At 43.0% G+C, this 18,312-nt stretch carries 19 protein-coding genes; 5 read left to right on the plus strand and 14 right to left on the minus strand.

Annotation, left to right across the window (positions count from 1 at the left end; translation table 11 throughout):
* Positions 1–7: 7 nt before the first annotated feature.
* From E5S68_RS05615 to E5S68_RS05660, 10 genes are all read right to left on the minus strand, one after another.
* Positions 8–724 (minus strand): NADPH-dependent oxidoreductase, encoded by a 717-nt coding sequence (locus E5S68_RS05615; protein WP_135782698.1) that lies wholly within the window; start codon positions 722–724, stop codon positions 8–10.
* Positions 721–1,620: a primosomal protein DnaI gene (gene dnaI, locus E5S68_RS05620; protein WP_135782699.1), complete on the minus strand. Its 900-nt coding sequence runs from the start codon at positions 1,618–1,620 to the stop codon at positions 721–723. Before dnaI ends, E5S68_RS05615 begins: the two co-directional genes overlap by 4 nt.
* The gene (locus tag E5S68_RS05625; protein WP_135782700.1) at positions 1,621–2,778 is read right to left on the minus strand and encodes a DnaD domain protein; all 1,158 of its coding nucleotides are present in this window, start codon (positions 2,776–2,778) and stop codon (positions 1,621–1,623) included.
* Positions 2,779–3,252, minus strand: coding sequence for a transcriptional regulator NrdR (gene nrdR, locus E5S68_RS05630; protein WP_135782701.1), 474 nt, complete (start codon positions 3,250–3,252; stop codon positions 2,779–2,781).
* Positions 3,253–3,367: 115 nt separating this feature from the next.
* Entirely contained in the window at positions 3,368–4,183 is an 816-nt protein-coding gene (locus E5S68_RS05635) for an endonuclease/exonuclease/phosphatase family protein (RefSeq protein ID WP_135782702.1), read from the minus strand.
* A 63-nt stretch (positions 4,184–4,246) separates the two neighbouring features.
* Complete coding sequence (locus E5S68_RS05640; protein ID WP_135783105.1) at positions 4,247–6,436, minus strand: PTS transporter subunit IIBC; 2,190 nt, start codon at positions 6,434–6,436, stop codon at positions 4,247–4,249.
* A gap of 265 nt (positions 6,437–6,701) precedes the next feature.
* On the minus strand, positions 6,702–7,391 hold the full coding sequence (locus tag E5S68_RS05645) for a response regulator transcription factor (protein WP_135782703.1): 690 nt from the start codon (positions 7,389–7,391) through the stop codon (positions 6,702–6,704).
* Positions 7,392–7,399: 8 nt separating this feature from the next.
* Positions 7,400–8,824: an NADP-dependent phosphogluconate dehydrogenase gene (gene gndA / locus E5S68_RS05650; protein ID WP_006151777.1), complete on the minus strand. Its 1,425-nt coding sequence runs from the start codon at positions 8,822–8,824 to the stop codon at positions 7,400–7,402.
* Positions 8,825–8,990: 166 nt separating this feature from the next.
* Positions 8,991–10,469, minus strand: a complete 1,479-nt coding sequence (locus tag E5S68_RS05655; protein WP_135782704.1) for a flotillin family protein — start codon at positions 10,467–10,469, stop codon at positions 8,991–8,993.
* Positions 10,470–10,576: 107 nt separating this feature from the next.
* Entirely contained in the window at positions 10,577–11,116 is a 540-nt protein-coding gene (locus E5S68_RS05660; protein WP_135782705.1) for a YceD family protein, read from the minus strand.
* Positions 11,117–11,226: 110 nt separating this feature from the next.
* Between E5S68_RS05660 and E5S68_RS05665 the strand changes: the two genes are divergently transcribed.
* The 4 genes from E5S68_RS05665 (at position 11,227) to E5S68_RS05680 (ending at position 14,110) form a co-directional block, all read left to right on the plus strand.
* The gene (locus E5S68_RS05665) at positions 11,227–11,598 is read left to right on the plus strand and encodes a DUF2200 family protein (RefSeq protein ID WP_200773480.1); all 372 of its coding nucleotides are present in this window, start codon (positions 11,227–11,229) and stop codon (positions 11,596–11,598) included.
* Positions 11,595–12,455: a helix-turn-helix domain-containing protein gene (locus tag E5S68_RS05670; protein WP_135782707.1), complete on the plus strand. Its 861-nt coding sequence runs from the start codon at positions 11,595–11,597 to the stop codon at positions 12,453–12,455. The genes E5S68_RS05665 and E5S68_RS05670 overlap by 4 nt, the downstream gene beginning before the upstream one ends.
* 261 nt (positions 12,456–12,716) lie before the next feature.
* Positions 12,717–12,893: a hypothetical protein gene (locus E5S68_RS10520; protein ID WP_167470832.1), complete on the plus strand. Its 177-nt coding sequence runs from the start codon at positions 12,717–12,719 to the stop codon at positions 12,891–12,893.
* Positions 12,890–14,110 carry an MFS transporter gene (locus E5S68_RS05680; protein WP_135782708.1) on the plus strand — a complete coding sequence of 407 codons (1,221 nt, stop codon included), beginning with the start codon at positions 12,890–12,892 and terminating at the stop codon, positions 14,108–14,110. The genes E5S68_RS10520 and E5S68_RS05680 overlap by 4 nt, the downstream gene beginning before the upstream one ends.
* A gap of 179 nt (positions 14,111–14,289) precedes the next feature.
* Here the strand turns inward: E5S68_RS05680 and htpX are convergent, their stop codons facing one another.
* Both htpX and E5S68_RS05695 read right to left on the minus strand, forming a co-directional pair.
* A complete protein-coding gene (gene htpX, locus E5S68_RS05690; RefSeq protein WP_135782709.1) occupies positions 14,290–15,186 on the minus strand; it encodes a zinc metalloprotease HtpX in 897 nt (298 codons plus the stop codon).
* Between the two features lies 1 nt (position 15,187).
* Positions 15,188–15,748 (minus strand): LemA family protein, encoded by a 561-nt coding sequence (locus E5S68_RS05695; RefSeq protein WP_061564262.1) that lies wholly within the window; start codon positions 15,746–15,748, stop codon positions 15,188–15,190.
* A gap of 70 nt (positions 15,749–15,818) precedes the next feature.
* Between E5S68_RS05695 and rsmG the strand changes: the two genes are divergently transcribed.
* The gene (gene rsmG / locus E5S68_RS05700; protein ID WP_135782710.1) at positions 15,819–16,532 is read left to right on the plus strand and encodes a 16S rRNA (guanine(527)-N(7))-methyltransferase RsmG; all 714 of its coding nucleotides are present in this window, start codon (positions 15,819–15,821) and stop codon (positions 16,530–16,532) included.
* 28 nt (positions 16,533–16,560) lie between these two features.
* Here rsmG and E5S68_RS05705 read toward each other — a convergent pair whose 3' ends face one another.
* Both E5S68_RS05705 and E5S68_RS05710 read right to left on the minus strand, forming a co-directional pair.
* The gene (locus E5S68_RS05705; protein ID WP_135782711.1) at positions 16,561–17,481 is read right to left on the minus strand and encodes a carbohydrate kinase family protein; all 921 of its coding nucleotides are present in this window, start codon (positions 17,479–17,481) and stop codon (positions 16,561–16,563) included.
* A 73-nt stretch (positions 17,482–17,554) separates the two neighbouring features.
* A complete protein-coding gene (locus E5S68_RS05710; protein ID WP_135782712.1) occupies positions 17,555–18,310 on the minus strand; it encodes an SDR family oxidoreductase in 756 nt (251 codons plus the stop codon).
* Positions 18,311–18,312: the final 2 nt, after the last annotated feature.

An 18,312-nucleotide genomic window follows, 5' to 3' on the forward strand; every position in this document is an offset into this window, starting at 1 on the left:
TTTTCTCTTATTTTTCTAGTTGGTGTTTCTTTAATAATTCTGCCGTAGCAGCAGGTTCTTCCTGTCCAAATTGGGCAGCCAATCGTTGGCTCCAAGTATCCGTTGCCCGTGCTCCAGCATAGGCAGTCTGTACTCGATCAAAGGCTTCAATCACTTCAGGAGTCTGCTCCTGGTAACTTTCTTCGAAGACAACAGCTTCCAAAGGAAGGCGAGGCTTCACAGGATGGTTTTGGTTTGGAACCCCTAAAGCCATCCCAAAGACAGGATAGGTATAATCTGGTAAATTGAATAATTTAGCTACTTCAGAAGCTTGATAACGAACTAAGCCAATAATAACCCCTCCATAGCCTAGACTTTCAGCGGCCAGCAAGGTATTCTGACCTGCCAAGGCCGCATCTACAGAAGTAATCAACAAATTATCCGGTCCTTCTGGATGGAATTGATCCGTATGCATCCGAACTCCTTTTTCAGCTCGGTTGAGATCTCCTACAAAAAGTAGGAAGACAGAGGATTGACGGATGGCCTCCTGAGGGACGAATTGATAGAGCGCCTCTTTCTTTTCCTGGCTTCTCACTAAGATAATGGAGTAAGACTGAAAGTTCTTCCAAGAGGAAGCCATCTGTCCAGCTGTTAGGATCTCCTGAAGATCTTCCTCCTTGATATCCTCCTCTTTAAAGCGACGGACAGAGGAATGAGATTTCATCAAATCAATAACAGTATTCATCGGCGGTTTTCTCCTTCTAGGCGGACTTCTTTAGCCAGGAACTTGATTCGCTCCATAACACGTTTGGCTTGCCAAGTCTCATCTCCATTCCGAGACGTAGCAAAATGACGTTCTAAATCTTCAAAATTAAAATTCGAAGTAAAGAAGGTTGGAAGAATCTCCTGCATCCGGTGTTGCAAAATCACTTGCAAGACTTCATCCCGAACCCACGGTGACATTTGCTCTGCTCCAATATCGTCAAGGATCAAAATTTCAGCTTTCTTAACCTGATCCAGCATCTCTTTGACTTGGCCTGTGTTGATGGCATTTTTGACATCAATGACAAAGCTTGGGAAATGCAAGAGGGTTGAAGAAGCCTGCCGTTTTTCGGACAAGTCATGAGCCAGGGCTGCCATCATATAGCTTTTCCCTACTCCAAAATCACCATATAGAAAAATTCCTTTACGTGCTTGAGGATAGGAAGCAACAAAATTGGCTAACTCTTCAAAGGCCCCAAAACGTCCACGATCATCCAAGTCCACTTTGGCTAAGGAAGCTTCCTTCAAGGTGCTTGGTAAGTTGATTAGTTGCAAGCGTTTATTGATAGCTGCTTGTTTTTGCGCCTCAATCAGCTCAGGTGTCTCCTCATAGGAAACATCCGCATAACCCTCATTCATTACTAAAACAGGCTTATACCCTCTTGCAATATAATCTGCATCGTCAAGGACAAAGCGATTACGCTCACTGATGTATTGATTAAATTTTGAAATGCTACGACGGATTTCTGCATCCGATAAGGCTTCCTTTTCAATAAAAGCTGCAATCTCAGGTTCGGTGAGAATTTGAGCCACCAATTCTTCATAATTGAACTGTTGTAATCGATTCATCTGGGACATGGTTTTCCCTACGCTCTCCATTTACTCCCCTCCTTGATCTAATTTCTCGAGCAAGGCTCGTTTTTGTTGTTCCAGGTCAGCTTGTTCTTCCTGGCTAGTCTGGTTTGTATAGTTAGGTTGACTCCATTTAGGGACATTGGTTTTCCCTGTTGCTTGCTTCTCTTTTGTTTTTTTCGTACTTGGTTCTTGTCGTTGACGAATCTTCAAAACGGCTTCTTCAGCAGTTTTTATCCCCTGGTAAGCAAAGTCATTTCCAACTTTTAAGGCATACTTGTCATTAAGATTTGCGGAAGCAACTTTGTTAAAGGTCAACAGCAAGATTACATTTATGACTTCATCTAAGAGTCCTAACTTGGCCAAATCAGAAATTGCTTTGCGCTCTGATTGTGTCACTACAGCCTTGCGAGCTTGTTTGATTTCTGCTAAAAATTGAAGACTGGTCTTATTTTTAGCTTCCCGAATAATGATTCTTTCCTGCGGAGTGAACTCATCCTTGCCTTTTTCTTGTGGTTGTTGGATCAACTTTTGTCTCATACGCTTAGTTGAAATGACAAAATTAGTTGCCGTTTCTTTCGCTAAGAGGTAGGTCTCATACCAGGTCCAATTCTTTTCTTCCGTAATGGCATAGAGCACCAAGAGGTCTTCGCTTTCATTGGCAAAACGAAGCCCATCTCGAGCCATCAATTGTTTAAAGTGATCTAAACTAAAAGCTGGTGATGTAGGCTGAGCAATAGAAATACCTTCAATCCCAAAGATACTTGCAAAAGCGACCTTTCGTTTTTGACCCTCTGGTTTTTCAGGAAGTAAGTCTGCTACTGCTTGATCGCCAATTTTTTTCTTTAATAAGGTTTTGTATACAGGATTCGCTAAAAATAGAAAAGCTTCTAACGGAGATAAGAGACGAATCTGAATCTCCTCATGCGTCTCAAAAACCTCTAGCAAGTCCATGGCTATCAGTCGATCCAGACTATCAAGGAAAGGGGCAAAACCAAGATCCAGGTGGTTTAGAATGGTCGCAATCAGCCGTTTTTCCTGTCCTTGATCATAGAGACTCATTAAAAAGCTGTACAACTGGCTAGCTTGACCTCCTAGAATGGGAGCATATAGATACATAAAGGAGGCTCCCAGAGGGGCAACGTGATTATTCTTTAAGAAAGAAAATGAAGTATTAGGCTTCATCTATTTTTCCTTTTTCTTCTTTGTTCCTTTGGTGATTTGCTTTAACAAGCTTTCTAACTCACCAACATCTTTAAAACTACGATAGACGCTCGCAAAGCGAACATAGGTAATTTCATCTAATTCTGCTAACTCATCCATAACAAGGGAGCCAATATAGTCGCTATTGATTTCATTTTCACTTTGACTACGAATCTTTTGTTCAATCCGACTAACAATAGACTCGATCTCATCGCTTGAAACTGGTCGTTTTTGAGCAGAACGAATAATTCCATTAAAGATTTTATCCCTGGAAAATTGCTCCCGGGTGCCATCTTTTTTTACCACGACCAGAGTACGCTCCTCCACTCGTTCATAGGTTGTGAAGCGATGATGACATTCGTCACATTCTCTTCTTCGGCGGATGGTTTTCCCATCTTCAGCCTGACGACTATCTACAACACTCGATTTATTACCGCCACATTTTGGACACCGCATGGACACCCTCCCCTTAATGTTTCTTAATACTTTATTCTATCATATTTAGGGGCAAAGTGAAAGCAAGCGAAATAAAGAAAATCCCTAGCCAAATAACTGGCTAAGGGATTCATCCTTATGAAAGATGTAAAACAGCAGTTAGACCATAGTGATCACTAACGAGAGGTTGCGTCGAACCATCAAATACGACCTCTAAGCTCTCAATTTGCCATTCTTTTGAAGCAAAAACATAGTCAATTCGCAAAGGAACTTGGTTATCATCCCAGCCATCGATACCTGGGCCAACTGTATAGGTTCCCTTGGTATGACGAGCTTCAATAAAGCTATCCTGTAACTCTAAAGAACTATCTAAAATGGCTTCATAGCCTTCTTGACCTGCAGGGTTATTAAAATCACCGGCTAAAATCAAGGGTTTCTTTATCTGAGAAAGATGCTTCTCCAATCGTGCCCATTCATTTTGGAAACCTTTGTCCCACCAAGATAAGTGTACGCTAGCAACGACGATTTCTTTCCCATCTACATGTGTTTCTGCGATGGCAATACGCCGTGTATGGTAGTCTGCAGGATCATCTACATCTGATACCAAAAGTTCACTTGCGTGGATCGGACTACGAGAAAGGATAGCAACTCCTTCATGATAGCGATCGTAGCCAATATGATTATAAGCCCAAGTCCAATGATAAGTCAAACCAGCTTCTTCTAATTTTTCAACTAAACAGCGAACATAGTGGTCTTGGTGGATTGGCTCCGCAGAAGGAGTGGGGTGATAAAGATCATTAACAGGAGCCAGTGGGCTCTGAATTTCCTGATTGATTTCTTGAAAGCAAATGATATCATATTGCTTGTCCAAAATATCCTTTGCCAAATCCTCAAATTTCTGTTGGTGATTTTCCTCCATCCAACTATGGGTGTTTAAGGTCAAAAATTTCATGACAATACTCTCCTAAGAGAGAATTCCCTGCGTCAGAAAGACACAAGGAACTGCTCTTCTATTTTATAATTCAACTTTTGCAACGACAGCATCTGCTGGAAGTTGGCCTGTTTGTACAAGAGTCACTGATTGAATTGCTGTAGCATTTGTGAAGACAACAACCGTAGAAGTAGCACGGCCTGCCTCACGGATAGCATCTAGGTCTGCTTCAACCAAGAGATCTCCTGCTGATACAGTTTGACCTTCTTCAACTTTAACCTCGAATGGTTTGCCTTCTAGACTAACCGTATCAAGACCGATATGGACAAGAACTTCAAGTCCAGATTCTGTTACTAAACCAAGCGCATGTTTGGTAGGGAAGACGCTTGTCACCTTACCAGCTACTGGCGAAACAATCTGACCGTTTGCAGGTTCAACTGCAAATCCATCACCCATCATCTTTTGTGAGAAAACAGGATCTTGAACCTTTTCTAATTCAATAACTTCTCCATCTGCCACTGAGTGAACTTCTTCTGTTACACCCTTAAAGCTTGTTTCTACTTGTTGGGAACTTGCTTTTTGGCTTGGAAGAGTTTCTGGAATTACTTCTCCAGAGTCTAACAAATCTTGGATATCTGATTTCAAAACATCTGCTTTAGGACCGTAAATCGCTTGGACTCCTTGTCCTTTCATGACAAGTCCCATTGCTCCTTCAGCCTTCCATTGTTCTTCCGTTCCGACTTTTGTTTCGTCCTTAACAGTAACACGAAGGCGAGTCATACATGCATCAACATCTACGATGTTAGCACGACCACCAAGAAGATTGATCACGTTAACTGCTTGAGAGTTAGCAGCCACTTTTCCAGAACCTGAAGTTTCAGAAGCTTCTACATCTCCTTCAGCTTGTTCGTAGTTTCCGTTACGTCCAGGAGTTGCGTAGTTAAATTTCTTGATCATGAAGTCTGCAATGAAGTACATGATCACAGCAAAGAGAATCGTTACCCAAATGAAGTTAAAGATATCCATACCAAGACCAGCTTTAATCGTCATTGGTGTACGAGTAAGGAACTCGATAGATCCGAATGAGTGAACACGAAGGTTAACAAGGTCTGACATAGCAAAGGCTGCACCTTGAACCACTGCGTAAACGAGGTAAAGAGGCATTGCCACAAACATGAACATATACTCGATTGGTTCTGTAACCCCTGTAAGGAAGGTTGCAAGACCAGTCGCAATCAACATTCCTTTATATTTGTGTTTCTTATCAGCATCCACATTGCGGTAGATAGCAAGAGCAACCCCCATCAAGATACCAAATGAACCAATCATTTGACCTACCTTGAAACGAGCAGGAGTGAAAGTATCTAACAAGTGTTGGTAAGTAGCAGGATCAGAAACTTTTGTATTTCCTAAGTCAGTCACCCAAGCCAACCAAAGTGGGTCTTGACCGAATACAGTCGAACCTTTTGAAATACCAGAAAGTACTTCATAAGTACCACCCAATTGTGTATAGTTGATTGGGATGGTCAACATGTGGTGAAGCCCAAATGGAAGCAAGAGACGTTCCAAGGTACCGAAAGCAAATGGTGCGATGAACGGTGCTGACTCTTTTGAGTTAGCAATCCAAATACCAAAGTTATTAATTCCTGTTTGAACTACTGGCCATAGGAATGACAAGGCAATCGCAACCACTACAGAACGTAAGATCACGACAAATGGTACAAAGCGTTTTCCGTTAAAGAAAGATAGAGCATCTGGCAATTTACGGTAGTTGTAGTATTTATTAAAGGCAGTTGCCCCAACAAATCCGGCGATAATCCCAACGAAAACCCCCATGTTCAAGGCAGGTGCTTCTAGGACACTAGTGAAATAATCAGCAACCTTGATAGAGCCACCAAGAAGGGTACTTACTTTTGCTTCTGGATCTTTCAACATGTCTCCTGATACACCAAACATCACACCTGTGATCCGGTTGATCAAGATAAAGGATAGACCTGCCGCAAAGGCACCACCAGCACGTTCTTTCGCCCAGCTACCACCGATAGCAAGTGCAAAAAGGATATGAAGGTTGACAATAACCCCCCAACCAATTTGTTCAAGAACTCCACCAGTCGTTACAAAAAATCCAACTTCAGGATTGATCATTGTAATGGTTTTACCAAGACTGATCATCAATCCAGCTGCAGGCATAACAGCAACGACAACCATCAACGCTTTACCGAATTTTTGCCAAAATTCGAAGCTGAATAGACTTTTGAATGATTGTTTATTCATCATTCGACCTCCTTATAATGTTTGAAATGCTTGCGTGAGAAAACGTTTGCATATTTCGCCTTCTATTATACCACTTTAATTTCATTTGTAAAGCCCTTTTATGAATATTTTTGATTTAAATAGTCTATTTTAAGTTCCTTCTACATGGAGATAGGCACAGCAAACGATTGCTGAAATACCTTGACTATAGTTCGAAACTCCTTCGAATCATCTACATTTTTAGAAAAAAATCTCCTCCGATCCTACTGATCAAAGGAGATTCTATTTATTCTTGCATTTGGTAGCCTACCCCACGAACAGTCTTTATATAGCTCTTCTGTCCTGGCAGATCGATCTTCCCACGAAGATAGCGAATATAAACGTCTACGATATTGGTTTCAGCTGTGCTTTCATACTTCCACACCCGCTCCAAGAGTTGCTCCCGACTGAGAACATGTTTGCTTCCCATCAGGGTCGCTAACAAGTCATACTCTCGACGTGTCAGGGCAATGACTTCTTCTCCTCGATAAACAGTGTGATTTTCCACATCAATTCGAAGATTTCGGTAGGAAGTGGGCACCTTCATCTGATTGCAATGTTGATCAATAAAATCACGACCTCTAAAGATAGCTGTTATCTGATCTACCAAATCACTAATGATAAATGGTTTCACCGAATAGGAAACAGCAAAGCGTTGGATGCTATCCAGGTGCTCAGAAATTTTCTCCCGACTATCCAAAACAATCAGAACGGCTGCAGGTCGAATCGCACTAAGCCGTTGAGCAAAGTCTTGACCCGTCATATCCTCTAATTCATAATTGAGAAGAATTAGATCATATTCTGTAGCTTGTAGAAGCTTTAAAGCTGACTCCCCTTCTTCAACTAGCTCAACTACATAGCCAGCCTTTTGAAGCTCCATATCAATGAAACGCGCTAAATTTTTTTCGTTTTCTACTAATAATATCCGCTTTACCATACAATCAATTATTTTTCATCGTACCAAGAATAGTGGAAGGTACCTTCTTTATCCTTACGTTGATATGTGTGAGCACCAAAGTAGTCACGTTGCGCTTGGATCAAGTTCGCTGGAAGATCTGCTGAACGGTAGCTATCGAAGTATGTAATAGCTGCTGAGAAGGTTGGGACTGGTACACCAGCTTGAACAGCAAGAGCTACGATATCACGAACAGATTGTTGGTACTTAGCTGTTACATCCAAGAAGTACTCATCCAAAAGAAGGTTAGCCAGATCTGCATCACGGTTATATGCATCAGTGATCTTTTGCAAGAAACGAGAACGGATGATACATCCATCGCGCCAGATAGATGCGATATCTGCAAATGGCAAGTTCCAGTTATTTTCTTTAGAAGCTACACGCAATTGCGCAAAACCTTGTGCGTAAGAAATGATTTTTGAGAAGTAAAGGGCTTGACGGATCTTTTCAATCAACTCAGCCTTGTCTCCTTCAAATTTGAAGGCAGCTGGTTTTGGAAGCACCTTGCTAGCGTGTACACGTTCTTCTTTATAAGTTGAAATGTAGCGCGCAAATACTGACTCAGTAATCAGTGACAATGGCACACCAAGGTCAAGAGCTGATTGGCTAGTCCATTTACCTGTTCCCTTGTTTCCTGCAGCATCCAAGATGTAGTCTACGATTGGACCATCTTGACCTTCGTCGTCTTTGCGTCCAAGGATATCCGCAGTGATTTCGATCAAGTAGCTGTCCAATTCGCCCTTGTTCCACTCAGTAAAGATTTCAGCCATGTCTTGTGCTGAAAGGCCAAGCAAGTGTTGCATCAAGTCATAGCTTTCTGCAATCAATTGCATGTCCCCGTACTCGATCCCGTTGTGGACCATTTTCACGTAGTGACCTGCTCCATCAGGACCGATGTAAGTCACACATGGTTTACCATCTTCTGGTGCTTTTGCAGAGATCTCTTCAAGAACATCTGCTACCAATTCATAAGCTTCTTTTTGTCCACCAGGCATGATAGAAGGACCTTCAAGGGCACCTTTTTCACCACCAGAAACACCTGTACCAATGAAGTTGATACCAGAGTTCGCTAACTCTTCGTTACGACGGATAGTATCTTTGTAGAACGTGTTTCCTCCGTCAATCAAGATATCGCCTTTATCCAAGTGTGGAAGAAGGGCTTGGATAGTTGCGTCTGTACCAGGTCCTGCTTGAACCATGAGCATGATCCGACGTGGTTTTTCAATTGAGTTTACGAAGCTTTCGATATCATAGCTTGGCACAAAGTTCTTTTCAGGATGGCAAGCAACAACATCTTCTGTTTTTTCTTTACTACGGTTATAGATAGCAACTGTGTATCCACGAGATTCAATATTAAGGGCAAGGTTACGACCCATTACGGCCATACCAACAACACCAAAGTTTGCTTTTGTCATGTGACACTCCTCTTTATAGTTTGCCTTTATTCTACCATTTTTCGTCCTTAAAAGAAAGCAGAAAATAGCTGTCCCGCGCTCCCAGAGGAGAATGAGGAGGCAATTTCTTTGATGTAAAAAACAAAAGTGCCTGAGAAACTGTTCTCAGACACTTACTGTTGATTCATTATTTTTCTTTAGAAGCTATTTCAGATGCTTCAATGACAGGTTGTTCTCCTTCTTTGAGTTTATTAACTGTCATATTGACTCCAAGAGCTCCAGCTAGCAATTGACGAATATCAAAACCAGCTCCCTGAGAGACTTGGTCGATACTTTGCATGATATCGCCCACCATCTTAGAGGCGTTTCCGTCACCATACATAGTGATTTTATCCACCTTGGTCAATGGCTCAGCCACTGCACGTGCAATTTCAGGCAATTTGTCGACCACCATTTCGGTAATGGCTGCCTCTTGCATTTTCTTCATCGCTTCTGCCTTTTGGTCCAAACCTTTGGCTTCCGCTTCTAGTTTCAAGCGAATGGCTTCGGCTTCTGCACGACCTTTCGCTTCGATGGCTTCCGCCTCTTGCAATTGAGCAAATTTCTCTGCTTCAGCTTGGGCTTTCCGAGCTTCTGCTTCTTTTTGAGTTTCGAAGAGTTCAGCTTCGGCCTTGCGTTGGCGTTCAATCAATTCAGCTTCCGCTGCTTGTTGACGCGCATACTTTTCAGCTTCAGCTTGCTTACGGATGTTGGCATCCAATTCTTGCTCACGAACCTTAACTTCGCGTTCCTTAACTTCCGCTTCTTTCTCTTGTTTCATGATGTTGGCTTCGGCTGCCACGCGCTCTTGTTCACGACGTTGCACTTCCGCCTCAATCCCTTTCGCAGCATCTGCCTTGGCTTGAGCAATATCTGCTTCTTGTTTCAGGGCTGCTTGTTTGAGTTTCAACTCATTTTGTTTTTGCGCGATTTCAAGGTCGGCTGCGACGCGTTTGTCGTTGGCTAGCTTATCTTGTTCTGCTTCGACTTCTTTGCGTTCGCGTTCTGCTTTGGCTTTAGCAATCATGGCATCCTTCTTGATGGTTTCAACATTTTCGATACCAAGGTTATCAATGACTCCCCCTTCATCAGAGAAGGATTGAACCGTAAAGGCGATGACTTCCAGACCCATTTTAGCCAAATCTGGCGCTACGTTGTCTTGCACCTTTGAAGCAAACTCTTGACGGTCGTTGACCATCTTACGAAGCTCCATCTGACCGATCACTTCCCGCAAGTTTCCTTCCAAGACATCTTGGACAGAATTGGAAATATCTGTCGTATTCCAGTTCAAGAAGTTTTCTGCAGCACGCGCAATCATCTCATCGGTTGTCCCGATTTTCAATTTAACAGCTGCATCGGCCCGGACATTGATGAAATCAAGCGTTGGAACAGACTCAGAAGTCCGAACATCTGTAGAGAATTGCTCAATATCAAGGTAAGAACGTTGTTCTACGAAAGGAATCATAAAACCAGCTTTACCACGTAAATGACGTTGCTTTCGAAGACCTGTAATGACAACGACTTCATTTGGTTTAGCATTCACATAGCCTTTAACAAGCAAAATCAGAATAATAACTGCGACTATTAGGCCAGTTATCAACCAACCTGGAATAAAAAATGTATCCATTCTAATCTCCTTTTGAGGGAATTTCCCTCACTCATTTTGGTTAAATATAGTATATCAAAAGATATGGAAAGTTCAAGTCAGAACCTAAGAGAAGCTTTATAGCCAGCTTATTCTTCATCAAATAATCCTTGAAGCCCGGCAAAAGGACTATTTTCTTCCTTCTTAAGAGCTTGAGCTTCCTGGTACTCTTCCTCTGTCATGATTTTCCAATCATTGCCTTCGATAAAGCCGTGTCCAGCCTCCTCTTCTGGTGTAAGAACTTTAAGGGGAATATTGAGAAGGATATTGTCTTCCACGCTCTCACTCAGGTCAATCTTGCCCCCTTCAATGGGAAGGATCAGATCTTCCTCAAGAGCTTCGATATCGGCCTCTGACTGTGCGTCCTCAGAAAACACCTCTGTCACAGGATAGCTCTCTTGAAGCTCAACGGGTTCCATGCTTCGGCTAGAGGCAAGGACGATGGTATAGGTCAATTGGTAATCCAAGACATAGAGACCTGTATCGTAAGTTACTCGACCTGTCGCTTTGACATCTTTTAAATCAAGAATTTCTGGATTGCGCTTTTGCAATTCCTTTAGCAAATCCAACTCTTGATCAAAAGCTAGTCCTTCAGGGTTTTTACGGATTTCTTGTGTGTATAATTTCATTCTTTTTTCCTCAAATCTTCTAGATACTATTAGTATATCATGAAGCTGTCCCTTCAACCAAGAAGTCTCCTCAAAAATTTGTTATAATCATGAAAAAAGATAAAGGAAATCTGATGGCAAGAGTTTACGACCTACCATTTTCAACTGTATACACAGCTTTGGTCCAAAAAGTCTTACAAAAGGGTGGAAAAGAGACTAGCCTTGACCAAATTACCTCGCGATTAACAGGCTATTCTCTGGCGGAACTGCAAGAATGGAAAAAGCGTGACGGAAGCTACGGAGATTTCTTTCGCCAAGCTCCCGCCTATCACCCCAATCGAACACTGATTACTGGGAAAGTTTGTGGCGTGCAAATTGAAACGATTCAGGATCCTTTGATGCAGGAAATTCGTCGATTAGATCGTCTGGTCGATTGGTTAAGCAAGGGAAAGACTGTTGAGCAATTGGTTGAAAAATACCAGCTAAAAGAGGAGAAGGCATGAAAGAAATCGGAGCAGTTTTTCGGCAAATACGTGAAAGTCGCCACATCTCTTTAGAGGAGGCTACAGGTGGAGAATTTTCGCGCTCTATGCTATCTCGATTTGAAAGAGGAGAAAATGACCTGACGACGCAACGTTTTTTCCTGGCCTTACAACAGATTAAAACCAGTCTCAGTGAGTTTTCCCATCTAGCAGAAATCGACCAGCACTCTTTTATTCCCAAATTGTTGAAAGAGCACTATGAAAACATGAGCTTAGAACACGATCAAGCCTTGTACCAAAGCTACCAGCTAGCCTATCAGAAACATCATAAAAAAGAAGACTTCTTAGCCAGCATTATTCTCAAGGCCCAAATGCTTGGCAACTATCCTGAGGTAGAGTTGACTGCTAACCAAGAGGAACTAGATTTCCTCTATGACTACCTCTTCTCTGTCATGATCTGGGGAAATTTTGAATTAAGCCTATTTTCTCTGACCTCTCCTCTTTTCTCTAGTCAGCTCTATCGGCAGTATACAGTGGAGTTGGTCCAGCGGGAGGACTTCAAGCTTCTCCTAGACTCTTCTCTTCCTGCCCTCAACTCTATTTTTCTCAATGGCTTTTTTCTGGCCATTAGTTCAAATGAATTTGAAGATGCGACCTATTTTGATCAGCTGATCAAGGACCACTTTTACTCCGAAAACGAAGCCTACCTTCGGACGGTTTATCTCTATGCCAAAGGGGAATTCCTTTATCGAAAGGGAGAAAAAGAAACTGGTCTTGAAAAGATGGAACAGGCCATCCAGGTCCTCTCTATTCTGAATTGTAAGGTCAGTGCCAACTACTACAAACAGGGCCTGCAAGAACTCCTCAAGGAATCCTGAAAAGAGGCTGGGACAAAAGTCCTAGCCTCTCAATTGTCTTCGGATTTTCGAGCAAGACGCAGTGGTTGAGTGGGCTCTACTACGCTGATTTCATCAGCTTTTACAGCCCTACTCAACTGTGCGGAGGTGGGACGACGAAATCGAATTCTAACGAATTACCGATTTCTGTCCCACTCTCTTTTTGTTGAAAATATGCAACTTTTTGTTTTCCATATTTTTGAGGTCTACAATAGGATCATCAAGAAAAGAAAGAGGTCCAGTATGATAACCAAACTAAAGAATCGTCTCCTTCATTATTTCCTTAAACAGACTAGTTTTTATGTTAAAGAGGAAAAATTAGAACTGACGGAAGAAGAGAAACTATCTCTTCTCAAGCAGGCCTTACAACATTTAAGAGAAGTTATTTTATCTGCTAAGCATAAGGAGGAAAGCTTATGAAACTCTTATTTCGCAATCACATCTTTGCCTTACTCAGTCTTTCACGTTTTTTGAATACCATTGGTGCTGCGATTTACAACCTTGTCTTTGTGGTCTTCGCGGCTAGCATGCCTCACCCTAGTCTGGCAGTTGGGATCGCAAATCTCATTGTTTTCATCCCAAGTCTTTTCACCATTTTCATTGGAATGAAGGCCGATCACACCGCTAAAAAAGCCGACTGGCTGATCCGAATGGGCTTTCTGCAAGCTATCCTTTTCGTCATCATTGCACTGATGACAAAGATTCCGGGTTATTTGACCTTTTCAATCGTTTGCTTCTTGAATATTGTGTCAGATTGTTTAAGTGATTATCGCGGGGGATTGCAACTTCCCATTATGCAGAAGAATATCCCTAGCGAGGATCTGATGGAAGCCTATTCCTTCAATCAACTGCTTAGTATGGTTTGTTCCATTTCAGGTCAAGCGCTGGGAGTCTGGCTTTTAGCTATCAGTCACCAAAACTTTGCACTTGTTGCTTCGATCAATGCCCTGACATTTCTCCTGTCTTCCACTTGTCTTTTCATCCGACGACGTCAACTAACCCACGAACCGATTCAAGTAGATTCGAGTAAGAAAGTTTCTTTCCTTCAAGAATGTCGAGACATCTATCGCAATGTCACCACTATCTTTGCAGACGAAGAAGTTCACAACTTTGGGAAACTTCTCCTATCCTTAATTTTCATCAATGCTTTGGGAGGATCCATCTCCGGCATCTATAATTTGCAACTGCTTCACTCCCCCTTCTTTCATTTGAGCTTTAGCCAATCGCTCTTGATCTTAGAAGCAGTAACTATTTTAAGCATGGTCTGGGCTAGCCTGACACCTCACGATTATTTTTCCAAACAAACCCTCCACCATACTCTACTGTGGATTGCAGGTGGTCTGACCATGCTTGGCCTCACAAATACTCTGGTCCACTGGGATATCCTTTCCCTTCTACTCATCACTTTTCTTGGTTATCTTGTTGCAAAAATCAACCCAAAAGTTTCCAGTCTTTTAATGAGCAAACTGCCAGCTGAGAAATTAGCCTCAACCTCTAGCTTTTTGGGTCTGATGGTAAGCTTTGCCATGCCTCTTGGAACAGCCCTTTTTTCTAGTCTAGCTATTTGGAGCCTTCCTATTGCCTGGGGGATGTTTGCCTTCCTCGGTTTCGGCACTGTCCTCTTATCTAGCAAATAAAGAGGCTGGGACAAAAGTCCTAGCCTCTAAATTGTCTTTTGATTGTCGAGCAAGACGCAGTGGTTGAGTGGGCTCTACTACGCTGATTTCATCAGCTTTTATAGCCCTACTCAACTGTGCGGAGGTGGGACGACGAAATCGAATTCTAACGAATTACCGATTTCTGTCCCACTCTCACTTTACATTCTTCTTAGTCTTTCCACCCGCTCGGCAATGGGTGGGTGGGTATAAAACAGCTTTTGAAAGCCGGATTCTTTTTTTGGATCGTTGATAAAGAGTGCACTACTTGCACTATCAACTTCTCGTTGCATGGGTGCACTATGATCCAGTTTCAATAGAGCATTAATCATCCCTTGAGGATTCCGTGTCAATTCGACACTTGAAGCATCCGCCAGAAACTCCCGTTGACGAGAAATGGCTAACTGTACCAAGGTCGCCGCTAATGGAGCTAATACGATGGCAATCAAGGAAAGGATCAGAATAATAATTTCTAAACCACTGCCTCCTTCTCGATCATCATCCCGTCTACGGCCACCGCCCCACCACATCATCCGGCCACCAATGCTCGAGAGCATCGTGATGGCACTGGCTAAGGCCACTGCAATAGTGGAGATGCGGATATCGTAATTGCGAATATGGCTAACTTCGTGTCCAATAACTCCCTCCAATTCCTCACGATTCATCACAGCTAGAAGACCTGTCGTTGCTGCAACAGCCGCATTTTGAGGATTGGACCCTGTCGCAAATGCATTCATGGACGGATCGTCTACAATATAGACACGAGGCATAGGAATCTGAGCCACCATGGCCATGTCTTGGACAACATGGTAAAGTTGAGGAGCTTGATCTTCTGTCACCTCGCGTGCACCATTCATTCGCATCACAACTTCCGTTGATTGAAAAATCATGCTAAAGGCATAGATGCCACCAATAATCAAAGCAAGGATGACGCCACCAAGAGAGGATCCTAACCAGAGGTAGCCGACGGCTGCTCCGATGAGGGCCAAGAGTATGAAAAAAGCAATAAGGAGAATCCAGGTTCTCCTTTTATTGCTTGCAATTTGGTCAAACAGCATATTAGTCTCCTAATCCGCTAAAGTCCACCTTTGGTACTGCTTTTTCTTCTTCAGGCACTTGAAGGAATTCGGCTTGTTTGAAGCCAAACATTCCAGCAATCACATTTGTTGGGAAAGTTTCCAATTTCACATTGTAGTTGCTTGTCACACTGTTGTACAATTGACGGGCATAAGAAATTTTATTTTCTGTATTGGTCAATTCTTCTTGCAATTGCATGAAGTTGGTATTAGCCTTCAAATCTGGGTAGTTTTCAGCAACCGCAAAGATGCCTGCAACTTGACGTGAAAGAGCATCACTGGCTGCCATTGCTTCTGCAGGTGAAGATGCTTGAGCTACTTGTTGGCGAAGTTGAGTGACCTTAGCAAGTGTATCTCCTTCGTACTTGGCATACCCTTTAACCGTTTCGATCAAGTTTGGAATCAAGTCATTCCGACGTTTCAATTGTACATCGATTTGACTCCAAGCTTCGCGAGTTTGCATCCGACTTTTCACTAAACCGTTGTAAACTCCTACTACCATCAATACAAGGACCACAAGGATCCCAAGAATAATCCAAATCATTTTATTGAATTCCTTTCATTTCTTTCTACCAGTATATCAAATTTCTCTTATTTTGTGGTAAAATTATCTTATGAAACCAGAAGAATTTTATACCCGTTTAGCCGACCTCGGCTTCCCATTAACTGATCGACAAAAAGAACAATACGAACGCTATTTTGAGTTATTGGTTGAGTGGAATGAAAAGATCAACCTCACTGCTATCACCGAAAAAGACGAGGTCTATCTCAAGCATTTCTATGATTCAATCGCCCCCATCTTGCAGGGGTTGATCGAAAACCAACCCATCCGTCTTTTGGATATCGGAGCTGGTGCTGGCTTTCCAAGTCTTCCAATGAAGATCCTTTTCCCTGAGTTGGATGTGACCATCATTGATTCCCTCAATAAGCGGATCAACTTTCTCCACCTACTAGCTGAAGAGTTAGACTTGAGCAGGGTTCATTTCTACCATGGACGAGCTGAAGACTTTGCGCAAGATAAGGCCTTCCGTGCCCAATTTGACCTTGTGACTGCTCGTGCCGTTGCTCGGATGCAGGTCCTTTCTGAGCTGACCATTCCTTATTTGAAAGTAGGGGGGCGCCTCCTCGCACTTAAAGCTAGCAATGCTCCAGAAGAGCTGGAGGAAGCCAAAAACGCCCTGAATCTGCTATTTAGCAAGGTTGAAGACAATCTACAGTATGAATTGCCAAATGGGGATCCTCGCTACATTACTGTTGTGGAGAAGAAAAAAGAAACACCCAATAAATACCCAAGAAAAGCAGGTTTGCCCAATAAGCGACCATTATAAGACCAACTCAAAAGAAGCTGACAGTTTGTCAGCTTCTTTTTGACTGGACTAATTGGTTCAACTCTTGCCGTAAGGTATGGTAGTGATGGCGCTCTAAATGAACTCCCTTGGTCGCAACAACCATACTTGCTAGACGGTTAGCAAAGGTTAAGGCATCCTCCACATCTAGCCCCTTCAAGGATGCTGCTAAAAAGGCTCCCAGATGACTGTCTCCTGCTCCTACGGTATCACGAACTTCTGTCGGAAATCCGTCTACCTCGTAGAACCTACCATCGTATGCGATTGCTCCTTTTTCTCCCAAGGTGACGATGACTAACTGCCCCGTTCTTTGGTAGAGCTTCTTAGCCGCGTCAGCAATCTCTTCACAAGCTGAAAAAGCCTTGGCTTCTGCCTCATTGAGATGAAGGATTGGATGCAAATCATAGATGGCTTCCAAACGCTCCTTGGGAATCAAGAGGCCTCGAGGTCCTGGTGCAAAGATAACTTGGCCTTCAAGTTTTGACACAGATTGAATGAGTTCCATTCCGGTCGGCTCTTCTACTTCAAGGCCACAGAGATAAATAGAGTCATAGCTTTCCTGCTCCAGAGACTGGAGCCATTCCTTCTGAAAACCATATTCCACTCCATGATCTGATAAAAAAGTTCGTTCCCCATCCGACTCAATGAAACAATAGCAACAACCATTCGCTCCTGTTACGGAGATTGGGGATTGGATGCCTAACTTCTCTAGTTCTGCCTTGACAAAATCTCCGTAGACACCTGTCCCCACTGGCGAGATGAAGTCAACCTTTTGACCTAAAGCATGAAGAACGGAGACGACATTAAAGGCACACCCTCCAAGTGACCAAGTCTGCTCATGAATATGGGCATCCCCTTCCCGACTTGGTAGACGATCTAGATAGACCATAATATCACAAACAGTGGATCCAATCACTAAGGCTTTCGACATGGGTTTCCCCTCCTATTCTCTATTCTCAACATGGAAAAATAACCAGCACCGGATCTCGTGCTGGTTAGTAAAACTAGTCACCCCGATAGACCGGCTGAGGGCCAAAGGTTTGGGAAACCGGCATGATTTCGATACGATTGACATTGACATGCTTGGGCTGTTGAATGAGCCAAGACACCGTGTTGGCTATATCTTCAGGCTGAATGGCATGGGCATCTCGATAGAGAGCTTCTACTCGTTTTTCATCTCCTTTAAAGCGAACCGCAGAGAATTCAGTCCCTTCACAGAGACCTGGTTCAATATTGGTCACCCGAATCTGCTTTCCAGCTAGATCAGCGCGCAGATTTAATGAGAACTGTTTGACGAAGGCCTTGGAGGCACCATAAACATTAGCTCCTGGATAAGGCACTGTTCCAGCAGTTGACCCCATATTGATGACATAACCGTCATTTCTTTCCACCATCTGGGGGAGGATTTTCCGGGTCAAATAGGTCAGACCGATAATGTTGGTCTGAATCATGGTCAACCAATCTACGATCTCTGCTTCATGAGCTGGAGCGAGTCCTAGGGCCAAGCCAGCATTATTCACCAAGACATCAATTCTCTTCCAAGCTTTTGGCAAACTAGCAAGTGCATGATCTACCTGAGAAGGATCCGTCACGTCCATTTGCAGTGGGAAAAAGGCTGTGCCTAACTCCTCTTGAAGAGCTGTCAATTTATCTAAGCGTCTAGCTGCACCAATCACCCGATGCCCATCGGCAACTAAGCGACGACAGATGGCTTGTCCAAAACCGGCTGATGCTCCCGTTACTAAAATCGTCTCTGACATAT

The organism is Streptococcus rubneri, assembly GCF_004785935.1.
Lineage (GTDB): Bacteria > Bacillota > Bacilli > Lactobacillales > Streptococcaceae > Streptococcus > Streptococcus rubneri.

Coding starts and splice junctions, on each gene's coding strand:
- E5S68_RS05705 (WP_135782711.1), bottom strand. CDS start 17,481: ATGTCGAAAGCCTTAGTGATTGGATCCACTGTTTGTGATATTATGGTC.
- E5S68_RS05695 (WP_061564262.1), bottom strand. CDS start 15,748: ATGATTTGGATTATTCTTGGGATCCTTGTGGTCCTTGTATTGATGGTA.
- E5S68_RS10520 (WP_167470832.1), top strand. CDS start 12,717: ATGATAACCAAACTAAAGAATCGTCTCCTTCATTATTTCCTTAAACAG.
- E5S68_RS05660 (WP_135782705.1), bottom strand. CDS start 11,116: ATGAAATTATACACACAAGAAATCCGTAAAAACCCTGAAGGACTAGCT.
- E5S68_RS05625 (WP_135782700.1), bottom strand. CDS start 2,778: ATGAAGCCTAATACTTCATTTTCTTTCTTAAAGAATAATCACGTTGCC.
- E5S68_RS05615 (WP_135782698.1), bottom strand. CDS start 724: ATGAATACTGTTATTGATTTGATGAAATCTCATTCCTCTGTCCGTCGC.
- E5S68_RS05670 (WP_135782707.1), top strand. CDS start 11,595: ATGAAAGAAATCGGAGCAGTTTTTCGGCAAATACGTGAAAGTCGCCAC.
- E5S68_RS05635 (WP_135782702.1), bottom strand. CDS start 4,183: ATGAAATTTTTGACCTTAAACACCCATAGTTGGATGGAGGAAAATCAC.
- rsmG (WP_135782710.1), top strand. CDS start 15,819: ATGAAACCAGAAGAATTTTATACCCGTTTAGCCGACCTCGGCTTCCCA.
- htpX (WP_135782709.1), bottom strand. CDS start 15,186: ATGCTGTTTGACCAAATTGCAAGCAATAAAAGGAGAACCTGGATTCTC.
- E5S68_RS05710 (WP_135782712.1), bottom strand. CDS start 18,310: ATGTCAGAGACGATTTTAGTAACGGGAGCATCAGCCGGTTTTGGACAA.
- E5S68_RS05645 (WP_135782703.1), bottom strand. CDS start 7,391: ATGGTAAAGCGGATATTATTAGTAGAAAACGAAAAAAATTTAGCGCGT.
- nrdR (WP_135782701.1), bottom strand. CDS start 3,252: ATGCGGTGTCCAAAATGTGGCGGTAATAAATCGAGTGTTGTAGATAGT.
- gndA (WP_006151777.1), bottom strand. CDS start 8,824: ATGACAAAAGCAAACTTTGGTGTTGTTGGTATGGCCGTAATGGGTCGT.
- E5S68_RS05655 (WP_135782704.1), bottom strand. CDS start 10,469: ATGGATACATTTTTTATTCCAGGTTGGTTGATAACTGGCCTAATAGTC.
- dnaI (WP_135782699.1), bottom strand. CDS start 1,620: ATGGAGAGCGTAGGGAAAACCATGTCCCAGATGAATCGATTACAACAG.
- E5S68_RS05640 (WP_135783105.1), bottom strand. CDS start 6,436: ATGAATAAACAATCATTCAAAAGTCTATTCAGCTTCGAATTTTGGCAA.
- E5S68_RS05680 (WP_135782708.1), top strand. CDS start 12,890: ATGAAACTCTTATTTCGCAATCACATCTTTGCCTTACTCAGTCTTTCA.